The sequence below is a fragment of the Inquilinus sp. 2KB_23 genome (assembly GCF_052115705.1).
In the GTDB taxonomy this organism is placed as follows: domain Bacteria; phylum Pseudomonadota; class Alphaproteobacteria; order DSM-16000; family Inquilinaceae; genus Inquilinus; species Inquilinus ginsengisoli_A.
In genome coordinates this window covers 133,335-151,309 of sequence record NZ_JBFRHF010000016.1, presented here as the reverse complement: position 1 = coordinate 151,309, position 17,975 = coordinate 133,335, and the positions used below count along the sequence as shown (strand labels likewise).

The 17,975-nt window shown below is 70.2% G+C and carries 20 protein-coding genes; 11 read left to right on the top strand and 9 right to left on the bottom strand.

Annotated features, from left to right (window positions below):
- Positions 1–153: 153 nt before the first annotated feature.
- Positions 154–543, bottom strand: a complete 390-nt coding sequence (locus tag AB4112_RS21015; protein WP_309797179.1) for an ACT domain-containing protein — start codon at positions 541–543, stop codon at positions 154–156.
- Entirely contained in the window at positions 540–1,430 is an 891-nt protein-coding gene (locus tag AB4112_RS21010; RefSeq protein ID WP_441722817.1) for a DMT family transporter, read from the bottom strand. The genes AB4112_RS21015 and AB4112_RS21010 overlap by 4 nt, the downstream gene beginning before the upstream one ends.
- A 164-nt stretch (positions 1,431–1,594) precedes the next feature.
- Here AB4112_RS21010 and AB4112_RS21005 point away from each other — a divergent pair, with 164 nt between their 5' ends.
- Positions 1,595–2,524, top strand: coding sequence for a DUF6454 family protein (locus tag AB4112_RS21005; protein WP_441722815.1), 930 nt, complete (start codon positions 1,595–1,597; stop codon positions 2,522–2,524).
- Between the two features lie 49 nt (positions 2,525–2,573).
- Here the strand turns inward: AB4112_RS21005 and AB4112_RS21000 are convergent, their stop codons facing one another.
- Entirely contained in the window at positions 2,574–3,359 is a 786-nt protein-coding gene (locus AB4112_RS21000) for an SDR family NAD(P)-dependent oxidoreductase (protein ID WP_441722813.1), read from the bottom strand.
- Positions 3,360–3,510: 151 nt separating this feature from the next.
- Between AB4112_RS21000 and AB4112_RS20995 the strand changes: the two genes are divergently transcribed.
- The 5 genes from AB4112_RS20995 to AB4112_RS20975 all read left to right on the top strand — a co-directional run bounded on the left by AB4112_RS20995 (position 3,511) and on the right by AB4112_RS20975 (position 6,924).
- Entirely contained in the window at positions 3,511–4,299 is a 789-nt protein-coding gene (locus tag AB4112_RS20995; protein WP_309797187.1) for an N-formylglutamate amidohydrolase, read from the top strand.
- Positions 4,296–5,468, top strand: coding sequence for a carboxylate-amine ligase (locus AB4112_RS20990; RefSeq protein ID WP_441722811.1), 1,173 nt, complete (start codon positions 4,296–4,298; stop codon positions 5,466–5,468). The genes AB4112_RS20995 and AB4112_RS20990 overlap by 4 nt, the downstream gene beginning before the upstream one ends.
- A 16-nt stretch (positions 5,469–5,484) precedes the next feature.
- Positions 5,485–5,787: a DUF1244 domain-containing protein gene (locus AB4112_RS20985; protein ID WP_309797193.1), complete on the top strand. Its 303-nt coding sequence runs from the start codon at positions 5,485–5,487 to the stop codon at positions 5,785–5,787.
- A 202-nt stretch (positions 5,788–5,989) separates the two neighbouring features.
- Positions 5,990–6,238, top strand: a complete 249-nt coding sequence (locus tag AB4112_RS20980) for a DUF2312 domain-containing protein (protein ID WP_309797195.1) — start codon at positions 5,990–5,992, stop codon at positions 6,236–6,238.
- A gap of 143 nt (positions 6,239–6,381) precedes the next feature.
- Positions 6,382–6,924, top strand: coding sequence for a GNAT family N-acetyltransferase (locus AB4112_RS20975; RefSeq protein WP_441722809.1), 543 nt, complete (start codon positions 6,382–6,384; stop codon positions 6,922–6,924).
- Between the two features lie 297 nt (positions 6,925–7,221).
- Here AB4112_RS20975 and AB4112_RS20970 read toward each other — a convergent pair whose 3' ends face one another.
- The 3 genes from AB4112_RS20970 to AB4112_RS20960 form a co-directional block, all read right to left on the bottom strand.
- Positions 7,222–7,527, bottom strand: a complete 306-nt coding sequence (locus AB4112_RS20970; protein ID WP_441722808.1) for a hypothetical protein — start codon at positions 7,525–7,527, stop codon at positions 7,222–7,224.
- Between the two features lie 373 nt (positions 7,528–7,900).
- Positions 7,901–8,890, bottom strand: coding sequence for an alpha/beta hydrolase (locus AB4112_RS20965; RefSeq protein WP_441722806.1), 990 nt, complete (start codon positions 8,888–8,890; stop codon positions 7,901–7,903).
- Positions 8,891–9,102: 212 nt separating this feature from the next.
- The gene (locus AB4112_RS20960) at positions 9,103–9,954 is read right to left on the bottom strand and encodes a helix-turn-helix domain-containing protein (protein WP_441722805.1); all 852 of its coding nucleotides are present in this window, start codon (positions 9,952–9,954) and stop codon (positions 9,103–9,105) included.
- Between the two features lie 206 nt (positions 9,955–10,160).
- On the opposite strand from AB4112_RS20960, the gene AB4112_RS20955 reads away from it, so the two are divergent.
- The 3 genes from AB4112_RS20955 (at position 10,161) to AB4112_RS20945 (ending at position 12,931) form a co-directional block, all read left to right on the top strand.
- Complete coding sequence (locus tag AB4112_RS20955; protein WP_441722803.1) at positions 10,161–10,601, top strand: MarR family winged helix-turn-helix transcriptional regulator; 441 nt, start codon at positions 10,161–10,163, stop codon at positions 10,599–10,601.
- 229 nt (positions 10,602–10,830) lie between these two features.
- Positions 10,831–12,222, top strand: coding sequence for an MFS transporter (locus tag AB4112_RS20950; RefSeq protein ID WP_441722800.1), 1,392 nt, complete (start codon positions 10,831–10,833; stop codon positions 12,220–12,222).
- Positions 12,223–12,298: 76 nt separating this feature from the next.
- Entirely contained in the window at positions 12,299–12,931 is a 633-nt protein-coding gene (locus AB4112_RS20945; protein ID WP_441722799.1) for a LysE family translocator, read from the top strand.
- Between the two features lie 6 nt (positions 12,932–12,937).
- Here the strand turns inward: AB4112_RS20945 and AB4112_RS20940 are convergent, their stop codons facing one another.
- Entirely contained in the window at positions 12,938–13,720 is a 783-nt protein-coding gene (locus AB4112_RS20940; protein ID WP_441722797.1) for a FadR/GntR family transcriptional regulator, read from the bottom strand.
- A gap of 140 nt (positions 13,721–13,860) precedes the next feature.
- Positions 13,861–14,700, bottom strand: a complete 840-nt coding sequence (locus AB4112_RS20935; RefSeq protein ID WP_309797210.1) for an oxidoreductase — start codon at positions 14,698–14,700, stop codon at positions 13,861–13,863.
- A gap of 111 nt (positions 14,701–14,811) precedes the next feature.
- Here AB4112_RS20935 and AB4112_RS20930 point away from each other — a divergent pair, with 111 nt between their 5' ends.
- A complete protein-coding gene (locus tag AB4112_RS20930; RefSeq protein WP_309797211.1) occupies positions 14,812–15,717 on the top strand; it encodes a LysR substrate-binding domain-containing protein in 906 nt (301 codons plus the stop codon).
- Here AB4112_RS20930 and AB4112_RS20925 read toward each other — a convergent pair whose 3' ends face one another.
- Positions 15,718–16,695, bottom strand: a complete 978-nt coding sequence (locus tag AB4112_RS20925) for a DUF3298 domain-containing protein (RefSeq protein ID WP_441722795.1) — start codon at positions 16,693–16,695, stop codon at positions 15,718–15,720.
- A 207-nt stretch (positions 16,696–16,902) separates the two neighbouring features.
- Here AB4112_RS20925 and AB4112_RS20920 point away from each other — a divergent pair, with 207 nt between their 5' ends.
- A complete protein-coding gene (locus AB4112_RS20920) occupies positions 16,903–17,847 on the top strand; it encodes a metFprotein (protein WP_441722793.1) in 945 nt (314 codons plus the stop codon).
- The last annotated feature ends 128 nt before the right edge of the window (positions 17,848–17,975 follow it).

Sequence of the window (17,975 nt, the reverse complement as noted above, 5' to 3'; positions counted from 1 at the left end):
GAAGAAATCACATCCGGGGGCTTTCGCCAATGTCGAATGTGCGCCGAGCTTCGGATGTTACGCGGACTTAATATTTCAATCCGGCACCGGCTAGCTAGTCCGAACGTGCTGGATCGGCTTGGTTTTTGGCGCGTTTCCGTCCTGCGGGAGCAGTCAGATCCGCACGGTGTTTGTCTGCTGCAGCACCGCGGTCGCGGCGTCTAGGTCGCCGCCGCGCACCAGGAGATAGTCGGTATCGTAGGTCGAGATCGCGAAGATGCTGATGCCGGCCTCGGCCAGCGGCGCGGCGAGTCGGGCGAGGATTCCGGTCAGGGCGAAGTCGAGTGGCCCTTCGACCTTGAAGCCGCGCCAGCCGCGCTCGGCCTGCACATCCGCCGGCAACCGCGCTTCCGGGCATACCACCGACAGCTCGTCGCGGGTGCGGCTGACGGTGACGAAGGGGTCGGTCCAGTCGATCCAGCCGGGCAGGGCGGCGCCGGCCGGCAGCCGAGCCACCGCCAGCGTCTCCGGCAGCAGGCTGAGGACGAGGCGAGCTTCGCTCATGCGCGGCGCGCCAGCAGGATGCCGGCCAGCACCAGCACACCGCCGATGCCCTGGGCCGGCCCCAGCGGTTCGGACAGGATGATCCAGGCCAGCGCGGCCGCCGCCACCGGCTGGATCAGCAGGGTCAGCGAGGAGAAGGCGGGGGGCAGCCAGGCCAGGGCGTAGGTGATCAGGCTCTGGCCGCTGACCTGCGAGATCCAGGACAGGCCGAACAGCACGGCCCAGCCGGCCAGCGTCGACGGCAGCAGCACCGGTTCGGTCAGCAGCGCCAGCGGCAGCGTCACCGCCGCGGCGACGGCGCTGGTCCACAGCATCACCGTGGCCACCGAGAAGCGGTCGCGCAGCCGGCCGACCGCCAGGATGTAGCCGCCGTAGAACACCGCCGCCAGCGCGGCCATGCCGTCGCCGGCCAGGTGGCCGTCGCCGAACGCGCCCGGGCCGCCCTTCAGCACCACGACGCCGACGATGGCGACGGCCAGGCCGGCCGCGAAGATCGGGCGGATCGGGGTGCGGAACAGCACGAAGGCGCCCAGGGTGACGAAGATCGGCGCCAGGTTGGCCAGCAGCGTGGCATTGGCGACCGAGGTGACGGCGATGGCCCAGTGCCAGGCCACCAGGTCGGCGGCGATGAACAGGCCAGGCAGCGCCAGCGCGGCGTAATCGGCCAGGCCCCGGGGCCGCGCCGCCTCGCCCCGGGCGCGTTCGGCCCGGTACCACAGGAACAGGATCGGCAGGGCCAGGGCCACGCGCCACACCGCCGTCGCGATCGGCCCGACCTCGGACAGCCGGACGAAGATCGGCGAGCTGCCGATCGCCAGCCCGCCCAGGATCAGGGCGGGCAGCGCCAGGCGCTGGGCGGGGGAAGGGGACAGGACGGCCTCGGTCATGATGGGCCGGAGCTTAGTCCGGCCGCCGCGCCGCGGCCATGCCCGGCGGTGCAAGGGAGGCCGGCGCGCGGCGCGGGCGATCCGCCGGGCTCTGTCTGCGGCCATCATCGAATCGTCACGGCTCCACGCCAGAATGGATCGACGTCAAGAACCGGGGATCCAGCATGCATCGTTTCGCCAGTCTCGTGGCCGGGGCCGTCCTGGCCCTGGCCGCCACCGCCGCCATGGCCGGGCCGGACGACCTGGCCCGCAAGATCGAAGGGCTGTCGCGGTCGACCCAGTGGCAGCTGGTCGAGACCATCCCGGTGCCGTTCGACACCCAGCACCCCCAGGGCTTCGCCCGGGTCGGCGACGCCATCTTCGTCACCTCGGTCGAGATCACGGTGCCGACCAAGCGCTATCCCCAGCCGCAGGACGGCTACGACCGCGACACCGGCCAGGGCGTCGGCCACCTGTTCAAGCTGGACGCGCAGGGCAAGCTGGTCGGCCAGATCACCCTGGGCGAGGGCGCGATCTACCATCCCGGCGGGATCGACTATGACGGCCGCTGGCTGTGGGTGCCGGTGGCGGAATACCGGCCGGACAGCCGGTCGATCCTCTACCGGGTCGATCCGCAGACGCTGGAGGCGGTGGCGGTCGGGCGCATTGCCGACCATGTCGGCGGGCTGGTGCACGACACCGACCACCAGACGCTGCACGGCGTCAGCTGGGGTTCGCGCCGCTTCACCACCTGGCATCTCGACGCCGACGGCCGGGTGACCGACCCCGAGGCCAAGCCGACCCTCAACCCCGAGCATTATCTCGACTATCAGGACTGCGCCTATCTGCCGGTCGGCCGCGCCATCTGCACCGGCATCACCGAATTCCGCCGCACGCCGGATGCCCCGGTGTTCGGCCTCGGCGGCATCGAGATCGTCGACCTCGCCGCCGGCCGGCCGGTGTTCCAGGTGCCGGTGCTGCTGTGGACCGAGGACGGCACCGCCATCACCCGCAACCCGGTGCTGGTGGAGGAGACGGCGACGGGCCTGCGGCTGACGGCGATGCCGGAGGACGACCATTCCCGGATCTTGGTCTACGAGACCACCGTGCCCTGATCCGTGGGGCGGCGGGGCGTCTGTGCCGGTCGGACGCCTCGACCCGTGGTCACGGCATCGACTGGCCGCCATTGACCTCGATCATCTGGCCGGTGACGTAGCCGCTCGCGATGCTGGAGGCGAGATAGAGGAAGGCGGCGGCGCAGTCGTCGGCGACGCCCAGCCGCTTCATCGGGATGGTGGCCTGCATCGCGGCCAGCTGCTCCGGCGTCGAATAGCGCTCGTGGAACGGGGTCATGATCACGCCGGGCGAGACGGCGTTGACCCGGATGTTGTCCTGGACCAGCTCCTTGGCCCAGCCGCGGGTGGCGACGGCGACGAAGCCCTTGGCCGCGGCGTAGATCACCGAGCCGGTGCCGCCGCCGCTGCGTGCGGCGATCGAGCTGAGATTGATGATCGACCCGCCGCTTCCCTGCCGGCGCATCTGCGCCGCACCCTCGCGCAGGAAGCGGACAACGTGGCGGACATTGAGGTCCAGCACCGCGTCGACGAACTCGTCGCTGTAGTCGGCGACCGGCGTGCGCTTGACCAGGGCGCCGGCGTTGTTGACCAGCACGTCGAGGCCGCCGAAGGCCGCCACGGTCTGCTCGACCAGGCGCTGTGCCGTCTCCGGCCTGGTCACATCGCCCGGGGCCAGGATGGCCTCGCCGCCGGCCGCCTGGATGTCGGCCACGACGGCTTCGGCCGCCGCGCGGCTGGCGTTGAAGTTGACCGCCACCCTGGCGCGATTGTGGCCGAAGGCGCGGGCCGCGGCGGCGCCGATGCCGGTGCTGGCGCCGGTGATCAGCACCGCCTTGCCGGCGAGGTCGGGGAAGACGGGCAGGGGGCTGGTCATCGGGCTCACCTCGGTTTGTGCGATCCGTCCATCTTGTCAGACAACATCATGTCAGACAATTTGCCGGGATGCATACGAGCCACGATATGCGCGAGGCCGCCGCATCGCGCCGCTCTCCACAGCGTCGCGGCGCCCTGCTAGGGTTTGTCGGATGACGCTCCTCAGCCCCGACGATCCGCCGGCCTTCGAGCTGGTCAACCCCGACGGCAAGGCCTGCGCCCTGCTGGTGGCCGATCATGCCGGCCGCGCCTTTCCGAAATCCCTCGGCCGGCTCGGCCTGGGGCCGGAGGCGCTCGACCGCCATGTCGCCTATGACATCGGCATCGCCGCCTTTTCCCGCCGCCTGGCCGAACGGCTGGACGCGCCGCTGCTGCTGCACGGCTATTCCCGGCTGGTCCTCGACCCCAACCGCCAGCTCGACGACCCGACCTCGATCTGCGCCATCAGCGACGGGGTGATCGTGCCGGGCAATGCCAGGGTCAGTGCCGAGGATGCGGCGGCCCGGGCGGCGGCGCTGTTCCATCCCTACCACGACGCCATCACCCGGCAGCTCGAACGGGTGCAGGCGCGCTGCCCGGCGCCGGCGCTGCTGTCGCTGCACAGCTTCACCCCTGTCATGCGCGGCTTTGCCCGGCCCTGGCAGGTCGGGGTGCTGTGGCGCGACGACGGCCGCATCCCGCTGCCGCTGATGGAGGCGCTGCGCCAGGACCCGGAAATCACGGTCGGCGACAACCAGCCCTATTCCGGCCGCAACGCCCATGGCTACACCATGCATTCGCATGCCGAGCCGCGCGGCCTGCCCCATGTGCTGATCGAGATGCGCCAGGACCTGATCGCCGCCGACGCGGCGGCCGAGGCCTGGGCCGACCGCATGGCCGACATCTTCACCCCGATCCTGGCCGATCCGGCCCTCTACCAGCCGCTGCAGGCCGTCGCATGAGGCACACCGTGTCCGGGGAACCCGCCTTCACCCTCGGCATCGAGGAAGAGTACCTGCTGGTCGACCCGGTCAGCCGCGACCTGGTGGCCGACCCGCCGCCCGAGCTGGTCGAGGCGCTGGAGCACCGGCATGCCGGCAGCGTCGCCCGCGAATTCTTCCGCTGCCAGGTCGAGGTCGGCACCCCCGTCTGCCGGACCATCGGCGAGGCGCGGACCGAGATTAAGCGGCTGCGCCGGTCGGTGGTGGAGGAGGCGGAGCGGCACGGCCTCGCCATCATCGCGGCCTCGACCCATCCCTTCGGCACCTGGCGGCCGCAGAAGCACACCGACCGCAGCCGCTACGACCAGCTGGCGCGCGACCTCGGCGTGCCGGTGCGGCGCCTCCTGATCTGCGGCGCCCATGTCCATGCCGGGATCGAGGACCCCAACCTGCGCATCGACCTGATGCGGCAGATCCGCTACTTCCTGCCCCACCTGCTGTCGCTGACCACCTCCTCGCCGTTCTGGCAGGGCACCGACACCAAGCTGAAATCTTACCGCCTGGCCGTGTTCTCCGAGCTGCCGCGCACCGGCATGCCGGAGGAGTTCCAGAGCTATGGCGAATACGAATCGGCGCTGGCCTCGCTGGTCCAGGCCGGGGTGATCGAGGACGGCAGCAAGATCTGGTGGGACATCCGCCCCTCCGCCCGCTTCCCGACGCTGGAGATGCGGGTCTCCGACGTCTGCACCCGGGTCGAGGACGGGCTGACCGTCGCCGCGCTGTACCTGTGCCTGCTGCGCATGCTGTGGCGGCTGCGCGCCCAGAACATCGCCTGGCGCCGCTACCGCAGCGTGCTGATCGAGGAGAACCGCTGGCGCGCCATGCGCTACGGCTTCGAGGAAGGGCTGATCGACTGGGGCAAGGGCAAGCTGGTGCCCTATGCCGAGCTCTTGGAGGAGGTCATGGTGCTGGTGGCCGTGGACGCCGCGGCGCTGGGCTGCGAGGCCGAGATCGCCCAGGCGCGCGACATCCTGGCCCGTGGCACTTCCGCCCACCGCCAGCTCGCCACATATTATGAGGCCCTGGCCCAGGGCGTCGACGAGGCCGAGGCGCTGCGCCGCGTCGTCGACTGGCTGATCCTGGAGACCAAGACCGGGCTGTCGGAAGACCCGCCCGCCACCGCATCCTGACCCCGTGGACCCCGCCATGACCGAGATCGACGCCAAGACCCGCACCGAGCTGGAGGCCGCCGCCTTCCGCACCCTGGTCGAGCATCTGCGCGGGCGGACCGACGTGCAGAACATCGACCTGATGAACCTGGCCGGCTTCTGCCGCAACTGCCTGTCGCGCTGGTACCGCGAGGCGGCGGAGCAGCGGGGCATTCCGCTGTCCGACCCGGCGGCGCGCGAGGCGGTCTATGGCGAGCCGTATGAGAGCTGGAAGGCCAAGCACCAGAAGGATGCCTCGGCCGGTCAGCAGAAGGCCTTCGACGCCTCGCACAAGCACTGACCCCGATCCCGGGCGCGAATCGCTCCCGGCCGGTCCCGGCGGCACTCTGCCGGGCGCAATCCCGCGCCGGCGCTGGCCCCGTCCGGCCGCGCTTGCCGGCCCGGCGGCGGCGCTTTATGGTCCCGCGCCCTGAGCAGGCCCGATCGCCTCGCCCTGTTGCCAATTTCGTCGCCCGTTGCCAATTTCGTCGAAGGACCAGCCCATGTCGGATGTCGGTGGTATCGCCGCGGATCGCCTGAAGTCGTTCATCGAGCGCATCGAGCGCCTCGAAGAGGAGAAGGCCGGGATCGCGGGCGACATCAAGGATGTCTATGCCGAGGCCAAGGGCACCGGCTTCGACAACAAGATCATTCGCCAGATCATCCGCCTGCGGAAGATGGAGCAGGATGACCGTCGCGAGCAGGAAGAGCTGCTGGACCTCTACAAGCAGGCCCTCGGCATGCTGGAGTAGGACGGGACCGCGCCTTCGGCCCTCCCGGCCTGTGCGCTGACGTCGGCGCCGGCCCATCGGCAGAATACCGGACAAGGCCGGCCTGAGACTCGCGGGTCCGGGCCGGCGCTTCGAGGGCCGGCGCGACCGGCGAGAGGCGAACCATGAGATTCGAGACTCCCAGGCTGATCCTGCGCCCCTGGGAAGATTCCGACCGCGTCGACTTCGCGGCGATCAACGCAGACCCCGAGGTCCGGCGGTACTATCATCCCAGCCTGCTGAGCTTTGCCGAGACCAGCGCCGTGATCGACGACGCGATCGCGGCGCTGGCGGAATGCGGCTTCGGCTTCGTGGCGGTCGAACGCAAGGCGGACGGCGCGCTGGTCGGGGGCGGCGGGCTGTCCCGCCCCGGCCCCGAGGTGCCGGGCGACCACCCGGCCGAGATCGGCTGGATCCTCGGCCGCGCCTTCTGGCGCCAGGGCTATGCGACGGAGATCGGCCAGGCCTGCCTGGGCGCCGCCTGGTCCCGCTTCGGCCTGCCGCAGGTGATCGGCTACACCTCGGCGATCAACCTCCCGTCACGCCGCGCCATGGAGCGCCTGGGCCTGGCCCATGTCCCCGATAGCGACTTCGAAGACGTCACGGTTCCGCCGGGCGACGAACTGCGCCCGCATGTGCTTTATCGGATCGCCCGCCCGGGACTGTGACCGGGCGGGGTCCGACGATGTTGCGGCCCTAGCCCGAATATCTCACACCCCCTACGCCCTGCGTCGCCTTGCGGCGAGTCGGCTGCGGGGGCGGGACGCGAAAAACGTATGGGGCCATACGGTTGAGCGGCCCGCCCCCGCAGGCGGCCGCCGCAAGACGACCCTCCGGGCCGGTTGAAAATGCCGACGCGGTGCGTCGAACGGCTTGCCCGATGCCACCGCATCGCGCTGCGCCGCTCTCCTGCCCCGCCGGCATTTTGAACCGGCGCAGGACGCAGGGGGTGTGAGATATACGGGCTAAGTCCAGGCCGCGATGAAGTTGACGACATAGATGTCCATCGGGTTGTTGCTGCCCTGATCGGTGTAGCCCGTTATCAGGTTGAAGCTGGGCTGCCTGCCGTTTCCACCATCTGTCGACGGGATGACGATCGACGCGGTCACGTATTGGTCGCCCGGGGTGGCCGCCACGACCGGGGGGATCGAAGACGAGCCCTGCAGCGTGATCGTGAACGTGCCCTTGCCGGTCTTTTCGACCGAGAAATTTCCGGAACCGCACAGGATCGAGCCGTCGCTGCCGCTGATGCTGCCGAACGCTTGCTGCATAATAATATGTCCTTATTGGCGCAATAATTAAGAAGTTTATGATAGTATGTCGGACTTATACAGTCAAGGTTTGCGTCTTTGATGTATAGACAAATTGATCTGCATTTTCTGTATTTGATAGATGGGCTTGTATATTGGGCTGATCCGTCAAGGTGATACGGTCCGTCTCTTCCTGGCAGGTCCCGGGCCGGTTCGCGGCGGGCGGCCTGGACAGCGCTGGCGGAGTGCGCCCTGTTCATAGGGCAAACAACGAACAGGATATGGGGCACGCAATCAACATGGCGTCCGCCCCGCGCCTGTGGGGCGGACGCCGTCGTCGATGTCGCGACACAGGCGCGGCGGAGCAGCCCCGCCGCGCCGAGTCCGTCGTTGGTTACGGCTCGAGATGCCGGCGAAGGCCTTCGCTGGCCTGCTCGATGGCCGCCTCGGTAGAGGGCACATGGCGCAGCGCGTTCAGCAGCACGAAGTCATGGATCGTGCCGTTGTAGCGGACCGCCGCGACCTCGACGCCGGCCGCCTTCAGCTTCCGGGCATAGGCCTCGCCCTCGTCGCGCAACGGGTCGTTCTCCGCGGTGATGACCAGCGCGGGGGGCAGGCCCTTGAGCTGGTCGATGGTCGCCCGCAGCGGCGACACATAGGGGTTGTCGCGCGTCTTCGCATCGGGCGCGTAGAGGTCCCAGCCATACTTCATGAAGGCGCGGGCCAGGAAGCGGCCGATCCCGTAGTCGTGATAGGATTCGGTATCGACGCTGGCGTCGGTCGCCGGAATGAACAGCACCTGGTAGCTGATCTTCGGCCCGTTGCGGTCCCGGGTCATCAGCGTCAGCGCCGCGGCCATGTTGCCGCCGACGGAGTTGCCGGCCACGGCGATGCGGCTGCCATCCGCGCCGAATTCGCTGGCATGAGCGGAGGCCCATGTCAGCGCGGCGTAGCTCTCCTCCAGCTGGGTCGGAAACTTCGCGGCCGGAAGCGAGGTGTATTCGACGAACACGCCGACCTGCCCGGACCCGACGACGAGGTCGCGCAGCAGGCGCTGGTGGTTCTGGAAATTGCCGACGATCCAGACGCCGCCATGGATGAACAGCAGCACGCCCGGCTTCGCGGCCGGGTGGTCGGGCGTCATGACGTACAGCTTCACCGGCCGCCCATCCACGGTGACGGTGCGCTCGGTCGTGGTGACGCCGGACATGTCGACCGCGGTCTGCGACTGCAGGCCGGTCAGGATGTCCTGCGGCTTCGGCTGGGGCAGTTCCCAGAATGGGCTGGGGTCCTTGTTGATCCCGGACAGGAACGACCGGACCTGGGGATCGATGCGCGGGTCGGTGGCGGGGTCCGGGGACGCGGCCGCGGCAAGCTGGGTCATGAGACAGGCTCCGGTGATCAGGGCTGCGAGTTTCGGAAAGCGGGTCATGGGGGATCCGGCTGTTCGTCATGGGGGGGCCGGCTGCGGCCTTCGGCGCGGAACCGGCTTTGAACGCCCCAGGCTAGGAAGGCCGGCCGAGGCGCGTCTTTCCCGAGCCTGCTGTGGTCTTGACCGTGCTTGCGATCGGCCCGGAAATCCGGCCCGGCGGCGGCCTAGCGGACGAGGCGCCGGTATTCGCCCGGGGTCATGCCGGTGGCGCGGCGGAACGCGCGGCTGAAGCTCGCCTGTGACGAGAAGCGGGACCGGTGCGCGATTTCGCTGAGCGGCAGCCTGCCGACGGCGAGCATGGCCATCGCATTTTCAAGGCGCCGGCGGCTGACATAGCGGTAGGGCGGGATGCCGACCGCGGCCGTGAACATCCGAGTGAAATGGAAGGTGCTCAGATGGGCCATCTCAGCCAAGCCTGCGACGACGATCTCATCCTCCAGATGCCGCTCGATGTGGTCCAGCACCCGGCGCAGCCGCGCATTGTCGAGCCGATGCGGACGGCCCGGGCCGGGATCGAGGGCGCTGCTGTCGGCATAGTCGTGCGCCAGCCTGGCTGCGAGCATCAGGGACGAGACCTCCGCGAACATGCGGCCGGTCGAGGTTTCCCGCATCATCTCCGTCAGCACGGACAGGCCGATCTGGCGGATCAGCTCGTCGTTCAGGCCGCCCCGGTACTGGATGGCGTGAATCGGCGATCCGGCGAGGTTGTACCGATCCGCCAGCAGGTTGAACTGCCGGGCCGGCAGATACAGGTGCAAGGCCTCGGGAATCGGGGCGGTGATCGTGATCTCCTCGTCGCCGATGCCGATCGGGGCCAGCCAGATGGTGCCCGATGTCGGCCGGGCCTGCTGCCGCCGCCCCGCACCGGTGCGGATGACGAAACCGTCATCGCTGCCGCAGACGGCGATGACGATCTCGACGCTCTGCTGGGCGACGGAGACGATCCGGCCTGCGGGATGGGAGCGGAGCTCGGCGGCGATCGTCGACCAGCCGCGGCCGGCGGATGACGCCAGCAACTTCGATCTCGGATATTTCCGTCGGCCATCGGCATGCAGGTCCATGGCGGACACCTCGGGGATACATTAATATCGTGAGCGATATAATCGCTCGATAACTAAATGTGCTCATCGATCGGCGATGTCAATACCTTGCGATATGATCGCGCACGACTTATCTAGAGGATGGCGAGACAGGGCTCGCCCGATCAGCCTGGAGTCCCCTCATGTCCGACACAGCCCCGGTTCCGGACGATTTCATCTGCTTCGCGGTCTATTCGGCGGGCCACGCATTCAACCGCGTCTACAAACCGCTGCTGTCGGCCCTGGGGTTGACCTATCCGCAATACCTCGTGCTGGTCGCGCTCTGGGCCAAGGACGACCGGACCGTCGGCAGCCTGGGCGAGACGCTGTTCCTCGAATCGAGCACCTTGACGCCGTTGCTCAAGCGGCTCGAAGGGATGGGACTTCTGGCGCGCCGTCGCGACCCGGACGACGAGCGCCAGGTGCGCGTGCGCCTGACCGAAGCGGGCGCGGCCTTGCGGGACAAGGCCCGCGACTTCCCGTCCTGCGTCGATGGGGCCACCGGGCTTTCCGAGGATGCCTTGCGAAGGCTGCGGAGCGACATCCTCTCGGTCCGGACCGCTCTGCTGAAGACCGGCGGCTGAGTTGGAAAGCGCAGGAGCGCCGGATCGCGGCCGCCCTCCGCAACGGGCCGGCTGCGGCCGATGACGGGCGCCACGGTCGGCAGCGATCGCTCTTGAACGGTACGCTCTGCGGCCTCACCGACCTATCCTCCCTCTCCAGATCGACGTTGCCGGTCACGCATTTTTCAAAGCAGTTGCTTTTTTAATCGGCCGGATATAGCAAGAGCCAACTTGCAAAAAGGACGAGACCATGGAGGAGACGATCGGTGGCCGGTGGGGTGAGCTGTTCACCCGGCGCTACGGCGCGGCCGTCGCCACCCTGTGCCTCGGCGTGGCGCTCTACGCCCTCAACGGCTTCCTGGTCTCGACCTCGCTGCCGACGGCGGTGACCGAACTCGGCGGCGTCGACCTGATCAGCTGGGCCTTCACCGTCTATCTGGTCGCGGCGATCGTCGGCGGCGCCGCCGCGGCGATGATCAAGCACCGCATCGGCACCCGCCCGGCGCTGATGGCCTCGGCCGCCGCCTTCCTGGTCGGCACCCTGGTCGCCGGGCTGGCCGGGTCGATGCCGATGGTGCTGGTCGGGCGGCTGTTCCAGGGCGCCGGCGAAGGGGTGATCGCGGCGATCTGCTACGCCCTGATCCCCGAGCTGTTCCCGTCGCGGCTGCTGCCCAAGGTGTTCGGGGCCGAGGCGATCGTCTGGGCGGCCGCCGCCTTCGGCGGACCGCTGCTGTCCGGCGTGCTGACCGAGACCGTGTCCTGGCGCGCCGCCTTCCTGATCAACGTGCCGCTGATCCTGATCTTCGTCGCCCTGGTCGCCGTGGTGGTGCCGCCGGACCGCGGCGAGCGCAAGCGGGTCGCGGTGCCGTTCCTGCGCCTGTCCGGCTGCGCCGTCGGCATCATGCTGGTGTCGGTCGCCGGCATCGTGCCGCACAGCTGGCAGGCCGCGCTCTGCGTCGCCGCGGCGATGGCGGTGCTGGCCGGGGTGGTGCTGCTCGACCGCCGCAGCCCCGACCGGCTGTTCCCGTCCGACGCCTTCACCTTCCGCTCGACGGTCGGGGCCGGGCTGTGGGTGGTGCTGCTGATGCCGCTGGCCCAGGCCGCGACCTCGGTCTACCTCAACATCACCATCCAGCATCTCTGGGGCTACGGCCCGACCATGGCCGGCTATGTCAGCGCCCTGATGGCGCTGTCCTGGAGCGGGTCGGCCATCCTGGTCGCCAATGTCGCCCGGCCCGCGGTGCAGGCCCGGCTGATCCGGCTCGGGCCGTTCCTGCTCGCGGTCGGCCTGCTCGGCGTGATGGTCGCGCTGGTGTCCGGCCAGCCCTGGCTGCTGATGCTGTGCCAGATCCTGATCGGCACCGGCTTCGGCCTGTCCTGGGCCTTCCTCAGCCAGGCGGTGATGGAGGCGGCGCGGCCGGGCGAACGCGACGCCGCCTCGGGCCTGCTGCCGACGCTGCAATCCGGCGGCTACGCCATCGGCGCGGCGGTGTCGGGGCTGGTCGCCAACGAGGCCGGCATGGCCGGGGCCGGCGGCGCGGCCGAGATCATCCACGCCGCCGCCTGGGTGTTCGGCGTCGCCGCCGTGCTCGGCACCCTCGGTTTCCTCGCCAGCTTCGGCGTGCGCCGAGGCGGGCGGTGACGCCGGCGACTCGACACCCGGCGGGCCGCCCCGCTACCGTCGGGACTTCGGCTCACGGGCGCGGAGGAGAGAGGACATGGTGACGGGGTCGATCCTGGCGTTTCTCGGCGTGTCGCTGCTGGTCATCGTCACGCCCGGGCCGGACACCGCGGTGACGGTGCGCAACGCCCTGCTCGGCGGCCGCGCCGGCGGCATCTTCACCGCGCTCGGCGTGTCGCTCGGCCAGGCGGTCTGGGCTTTCGCCACCAGCCTTGGCATCGTCGCCCTGCTGGTGGCGTCCGAGCCGCTGTTCCTGGCGGTGAAATACGCCGGCGCCGCCTATCTGGTCTGGCTCGGCCTGCACGCCCTGCGCGCGGCTTGGCGCCCCGGCATGGCCGACGCCGCAACCACGGCGCAGGCGCGGCGGCTCGGCCGGGGCACGGCGTTCCGCCAGGGGTTGGTCAGCGATCTCGGCAACCCGAAGATGGCGGTGTTCTTCGCCAGCCTGCTGCCGCAATTCGTGCCGGACGGGCAGCCGGCCTTCGCTGTCTTCCTGGCCCTCGGGCTGGTGTTCAGCCTGATGACCTTCGCTTGGCTCGCCGCCTATGCCGTCGCCGTGGCCAAGGCCGGTGACGTGCTGCGCCGGCCGCGCATCCGCCGCGCCATCGAGGGCGTCACCGGCGTGCTGCTGATCGCGCTGGGCCTGCGCATCGCCGCCGAGCAGCGCTGATCGGGATCACGACCCGCCAACGGCGTCGGGCTTGTCGTCCGGCGGCACGTCGGCCCGGCCCAGGACGCGCAGCCGGGCGTTCTCGATGTGGCGGCGCATGGCGTTGCGGGCGCCGTCGGGGTCGCGCCGGCGGATGGCCTCGACCACGGCGACATGCTCGTCCTGCACCAGGCGCAGCCGCGACCGGTTGTGCGCCAGCGACAGGATGCGGGCGACATGGATGCCGTTCAGCACATGCCGGCCCAGGCTCTCCAGCGCCGTGGTGAACAGGTCGTTCTGCGCCGCCCGGGCGACGGCGATGTGGAAGGCGTTGTCCTCCTCCGCCCCCAACGCGCCGGTCTCGATCACCCGGTCCAGGGCGGCCAGCGCCTCCTCGATCGCCGTCAGCTCGGCCGCGGTGTGCCGCTCGGCGGCCAGGCAGGCGGCCTCGCCCTCCAGCGCCACCCGGAACTCGAAGCAGCGCATCAGGTCGGCGATGCTGCCGATCGGCGCGACGCTCTGGAACTCGGTGCGCGGCCGGTGGCGGACGAAGCTGCCGGCGCCGTGGCGGGCGGCAACCAGCCCGTCCGCCTGCAGCCGCGACAGCGCCTCGCGCACCACCGGCCGCGACACGCCGAACAGGCCGCCCAGCCGGGTCTCCGACGGCAGCTTGTCGCCCTCCGCGAACTCGCCCGAGACGATCTTGGCCAGCACCTGCTCATAGAGCTGGTCGGCCAGCTTCGCCGACCGCACGGGGGGCTGGAAGTCGGGGGTCGGTTCGGGCGCGGCGTCGCGGGTCGGCCGGGGCAAGGGACGGGTGCTCCTGTGTGTCGGGCGCCGGCGGCGCCCGCGCCCACTGTGCCGCGGCGCCCGAGGCTTCGACAATGGCCGGCCCTTGGCTTCTCCTTCACGATAGAGGCGGTGAACTCCGTGGAGGGGCTGCCGATCGGCTAGGCCCCGATCGCTTCGACCCGGGTCGCCAGCGCCACCGCCTCCCAGGCCTTCAGCTCGGCCAGCAGGGTCTCGGCATGCTCGCGCACCATGGCCACGGCATCGGCGCCCAGCTGCAGCCGCAGCGGCGTCCGCGCCGCCGCCAGCGCCCGTTCGACCGCGGCGGGGACCTTGCGCGGGTCGCCCTCCTGGGCCTCGTGCAGGCCGCGGGCGAAGTCGCGGGTCTTGCCGACCGTCTCGGCATAGGCGGCCATCACCGGCATGGGACGCAGGGCGCCGCCATGGAAGCCGGTGCGGAACGCGCCGGGCTCGACGATCAGTACCTTGATGCCGAACGGCGCCAGCTCCTGCGCCAGGGCCTCCGACAGGCCTTCGAGCGCGAATTTCGAGGCCGAATAGGCGCTGAACCCGGCGAAGGACAGCTGCCCGCCCAGGCTGGAGATGTTGACGATCGCCCCGCGGCGCTGGGCCCGCAGCACCGGCAGCGCGGCACGGATCACGGCGGCGGCGCCGAAGAAATTGGTCTCCATCTGCGCCCGCAGCTCGGCCTCCGGCGTCTCCTCGACCGCGCCGACGATGCCGTAGCCGGCGTTGTTGACCAGCACGTCGATGCCGCCGAAGCGCGCCACCGCCGCATCGACCGCCGCCTGGGCGGCGCCCGGCCGGTCGACGTCGAGCGGCAGGACCAGCACCCGGTCGGGCGCCTGCGCCGCCAGGTCGTCCAGCTTCGCGACGGTGCGGACCGCGGCGACCACGGCGTCGCCCTGGGCCAGGGCATGGTCGGCGAAGGCGCGGCCGAAGCCGGACGAGGCGCCGGTGATGAACCAGGTCTTGGGCATGATGCTCTCCGGATCGGACCCCGGAATGGGGGTGTGCGGAGAAGGATGGCCTGCGATCGGTTCGTTGATAATATGGTTCAGTTCGCAATGACTGTGCGATCGGGTGCATGAATGGATCGTGACCTGCTGCCCCATCTGCCGGTGGTCCTGGCCGTGGCCCGGCGCGGCGGCTTCGCGGCGGCGGCGGGGGAGCTGGGGATGAGCCCGTCCGCGGTCAGCCACGCCGTGCGGATGGTCGAGGACCGGATCGGCGCGCCGCTGTTCGCCCGCACCACCCGCAGCGTCGCGCTGACCGAGGCGGGGCAGGGCTTCGTCGCCACCCTCGGCCCGGCGCTGCAGGACCTGCAGGACGGGCTCGAACGGCTGCGCCTGGCCGGCGGCCGGGTGACCGGGGTGCTGCGCCTCAACGTGCCGCGCATCGCCCAGCCGATCGCGCTGACCCCGATCCTGCTGGAACTGGCCCGGCGCCATCCGGAGCTGGTGGTCGAGGTCACCAGCGATGACCGGCTGGCCGACATCGTCGCCGAAGGCTTCGACGCCGGGGTGCGCCTGGGCGGCATGATCGCGCAGGACATGGTGGCGGTGCGGCTGACCCCGCCGTTCCGGGCGATCATGGTGGCGGCGCCGGCCTATCTCGCGGCGCGGGGCGAACCGGCCGCCATCGCCGAGCTGGCCCGGCACAACTGCATCGGCTTCCGCCTGCTCGCTTCCGGCGGCGTCTATGCCTGGGACCTGGTGCAGGATGGCGAGGACGTCGCGGTCGGCGTGACCGGCACGGTGCGGGTCACCGATTCCAGCTACGCCAAGGACCTCGCCTTGGCCGGCGCCGGCATCGCCTATGTGTTCGAACCGCTGGTCCGGCAGGAGCTGCGCGACGGCCGGCTGCGCTGGCTGCTGCCGGCGACGGCGATCGAGGAGGCCGGGCTGTTCCTCTACCACCCCCGGCGCGCCGGCACCGCGCCGAAGCTGCGCGCCTTCATCGACGTGGCGAAGGAAATCCTGGCCGCGGCGGCCTAGCTAGCTGCGGGGCAGCGGCGCGTCGGGCTTCGCCGCCTTGCGCAGCACCGGCCAGGGAATGGTGCAGTCATACGACCCTTCGGCATAGGCGCCGATCTCATAGGCGTCGTAATGGATGGCGGCCCCGTCGCGGCGGAACTGCCACGACTCGATGGTCCGGATGCCGTCCCCCACGGCCTTGTCGGTCAGGTCGCCATCGACCGCATCGGCGTCCGCGCCGCGGCGGATCTTTTCCTGGCGCAGCTGGGCACGGCAGAGGTTGGTCAGGGCAGTGACGCCCTTGTCGTCGACCAGGTCGTCGGCCTTCAGCGCCCGCCCCAGCATCGGCGCGTAATTGGCGGCCGCCTGCACGCCCTGCCCATGCGCGCCGCCGTGGTCGACGTAAATATCGAACACCACCGATACCAGCTCGCCGCTGTCATAGGTGATGGTGTAGCCGGCGTCGTAGTTGTAGTGCGGATCATCGTCGACCGGGTCGTCGGCGGTCTTTGCTGTCGCCTGCAGCAGCGCATCGAGCCCGGGCGCAGGGCCTGCCCCGGCCGCGAGCTGCGGCACGGCGATCGACACCTCGACCTTGTGCGCCGGCTCGATCCGCTCGCTGAAGCTCGGGCGGAAGGGCAGGGCGCCCGGGCCGGCATACTCCGCTTCGCCGGTCAGGAGGCGGCGGCGGGACTCGGTCTCGCGTGCCAGGCAGGCGCCGTCGATCTTGACCGTCTCCTGGCTCCAGTCGCGGCAGCGCGCCTCACGCTGCTGCAGCCAGCTGCGCTGGTTGCGCAGCAGCACCTGGCCGTGCGCTTTGTCCATCCCGGCCTGCAGGGCGGCATAGGCGGCGCTCATGGCGTCATCGGCCCGCTTGGCCTCCGGCATGGCGCAGATCGCCTTCTCCACCGGCGACCGCGCCTTGGTGCAGTCGAAGGCCAGGGCGGGCACGGCGGTGCCGGCCAGCAGCAGGGCGGCGAGCAGAAGCGGGGCGCGCATGCGGTCCTCCGGGCGTAGTGACCGGCCCAGGTCACCAGCCGACCATGTCGAAATTGGGGATGGCCATCGCAGCCGTACCTGTCGCAATCGCGCCGCGGTGTCGCCTTCCGGACAGTTCCGGTCGTCGCCGATGCAGCAGGAAAGCCCTGTCGTCACCATCTTGTGATCAAGCGCCGGTGCTGGCGCCGTGCCCATGGAGGTCGGTGAATGCTCGGGTTCAATCGGTCGACCGCGAAGATCGTCTCCCTGCCCACGCCCAAGACGGCGGTGGTCGATCTGTTCCGCGGATTGTCGATCGAGACCGCCCCCGGCATCGCCGCCAAGACTGCCAGCTACGGCGCGCATCTGGCGCCTGAGACCCCCGTCTACATCACCATGCTGCCGGGCGCCGATCTCGGCGAAATCGTGCAGACCGCGGCCCGGCTGCGCGGCGAAGGCCTGGTGCCGGTGCCGCACATCGCGGCCCGCAGCCTGGCAAGCCACGCGCAGCTCGACGACTATCTGCGCCGCCTCGCCGGCGAAGCGGCCGTCGACCAGGTGCTGGTGATCGGCGGCGGCGTCTCGACCCCCGCCGGCCCGTTCGACCGCAGCATGCAGGTGCTGGAGACCGGGCTGCTGCAGAAGCACGGCATCAAGACCATCGGCGTCGCCGGCCACCCAGAGGGCAGCAAAGACATCCCGGCCGACGAGATCGCCCGCGCCGTGGTCGAGAAGAACGCCTATGCCAAGGCGACCGGCACGGCGATGTACATCGCCACCCAGTTCTGCTTCGACGCCGAGGCGATCATCGCCTGGGACCGCAGCCTGCGCCGCGCCGGCAACGCGCTGCCGATCCATCTCGGCCTGGCCGGCCCGGCCAAGCTGAAGAGCCTGATCCACTATGCCGCGATGTGCGGCGTCGGCCCGTCGATCCGCTTCCTGACCCGCCAGGCGATGAACATCGCCAAGCTGGCCTCGGTGTCGGTGCCGGACAAGCTGCTGGTCGAACTCGCCGACTATCGCGCCAAGGAGCAGGGCTGCGGCCTGGCCCAGCTGCACCTATTCGCCTTCGGCGGGCTCGAGCGGTCGGCGCGCTGGGTCAAGGCGATGCAGGACGGCCGCTTCACCTTCGACGGCCGCGGCGGCTTCGCCATGGACGAGTCGCTGGACTGATCCGAACCGCCGTTCCGGAATGAAGACGGGCGCCTCAGGGGGGCCCGTTCTGTTTCTGTGTGGAATTCCAAACCCGTCATTGCGAGCGTAGCGAAGCAATCCATCGGGCCGTTCGTGCGGGACTATGG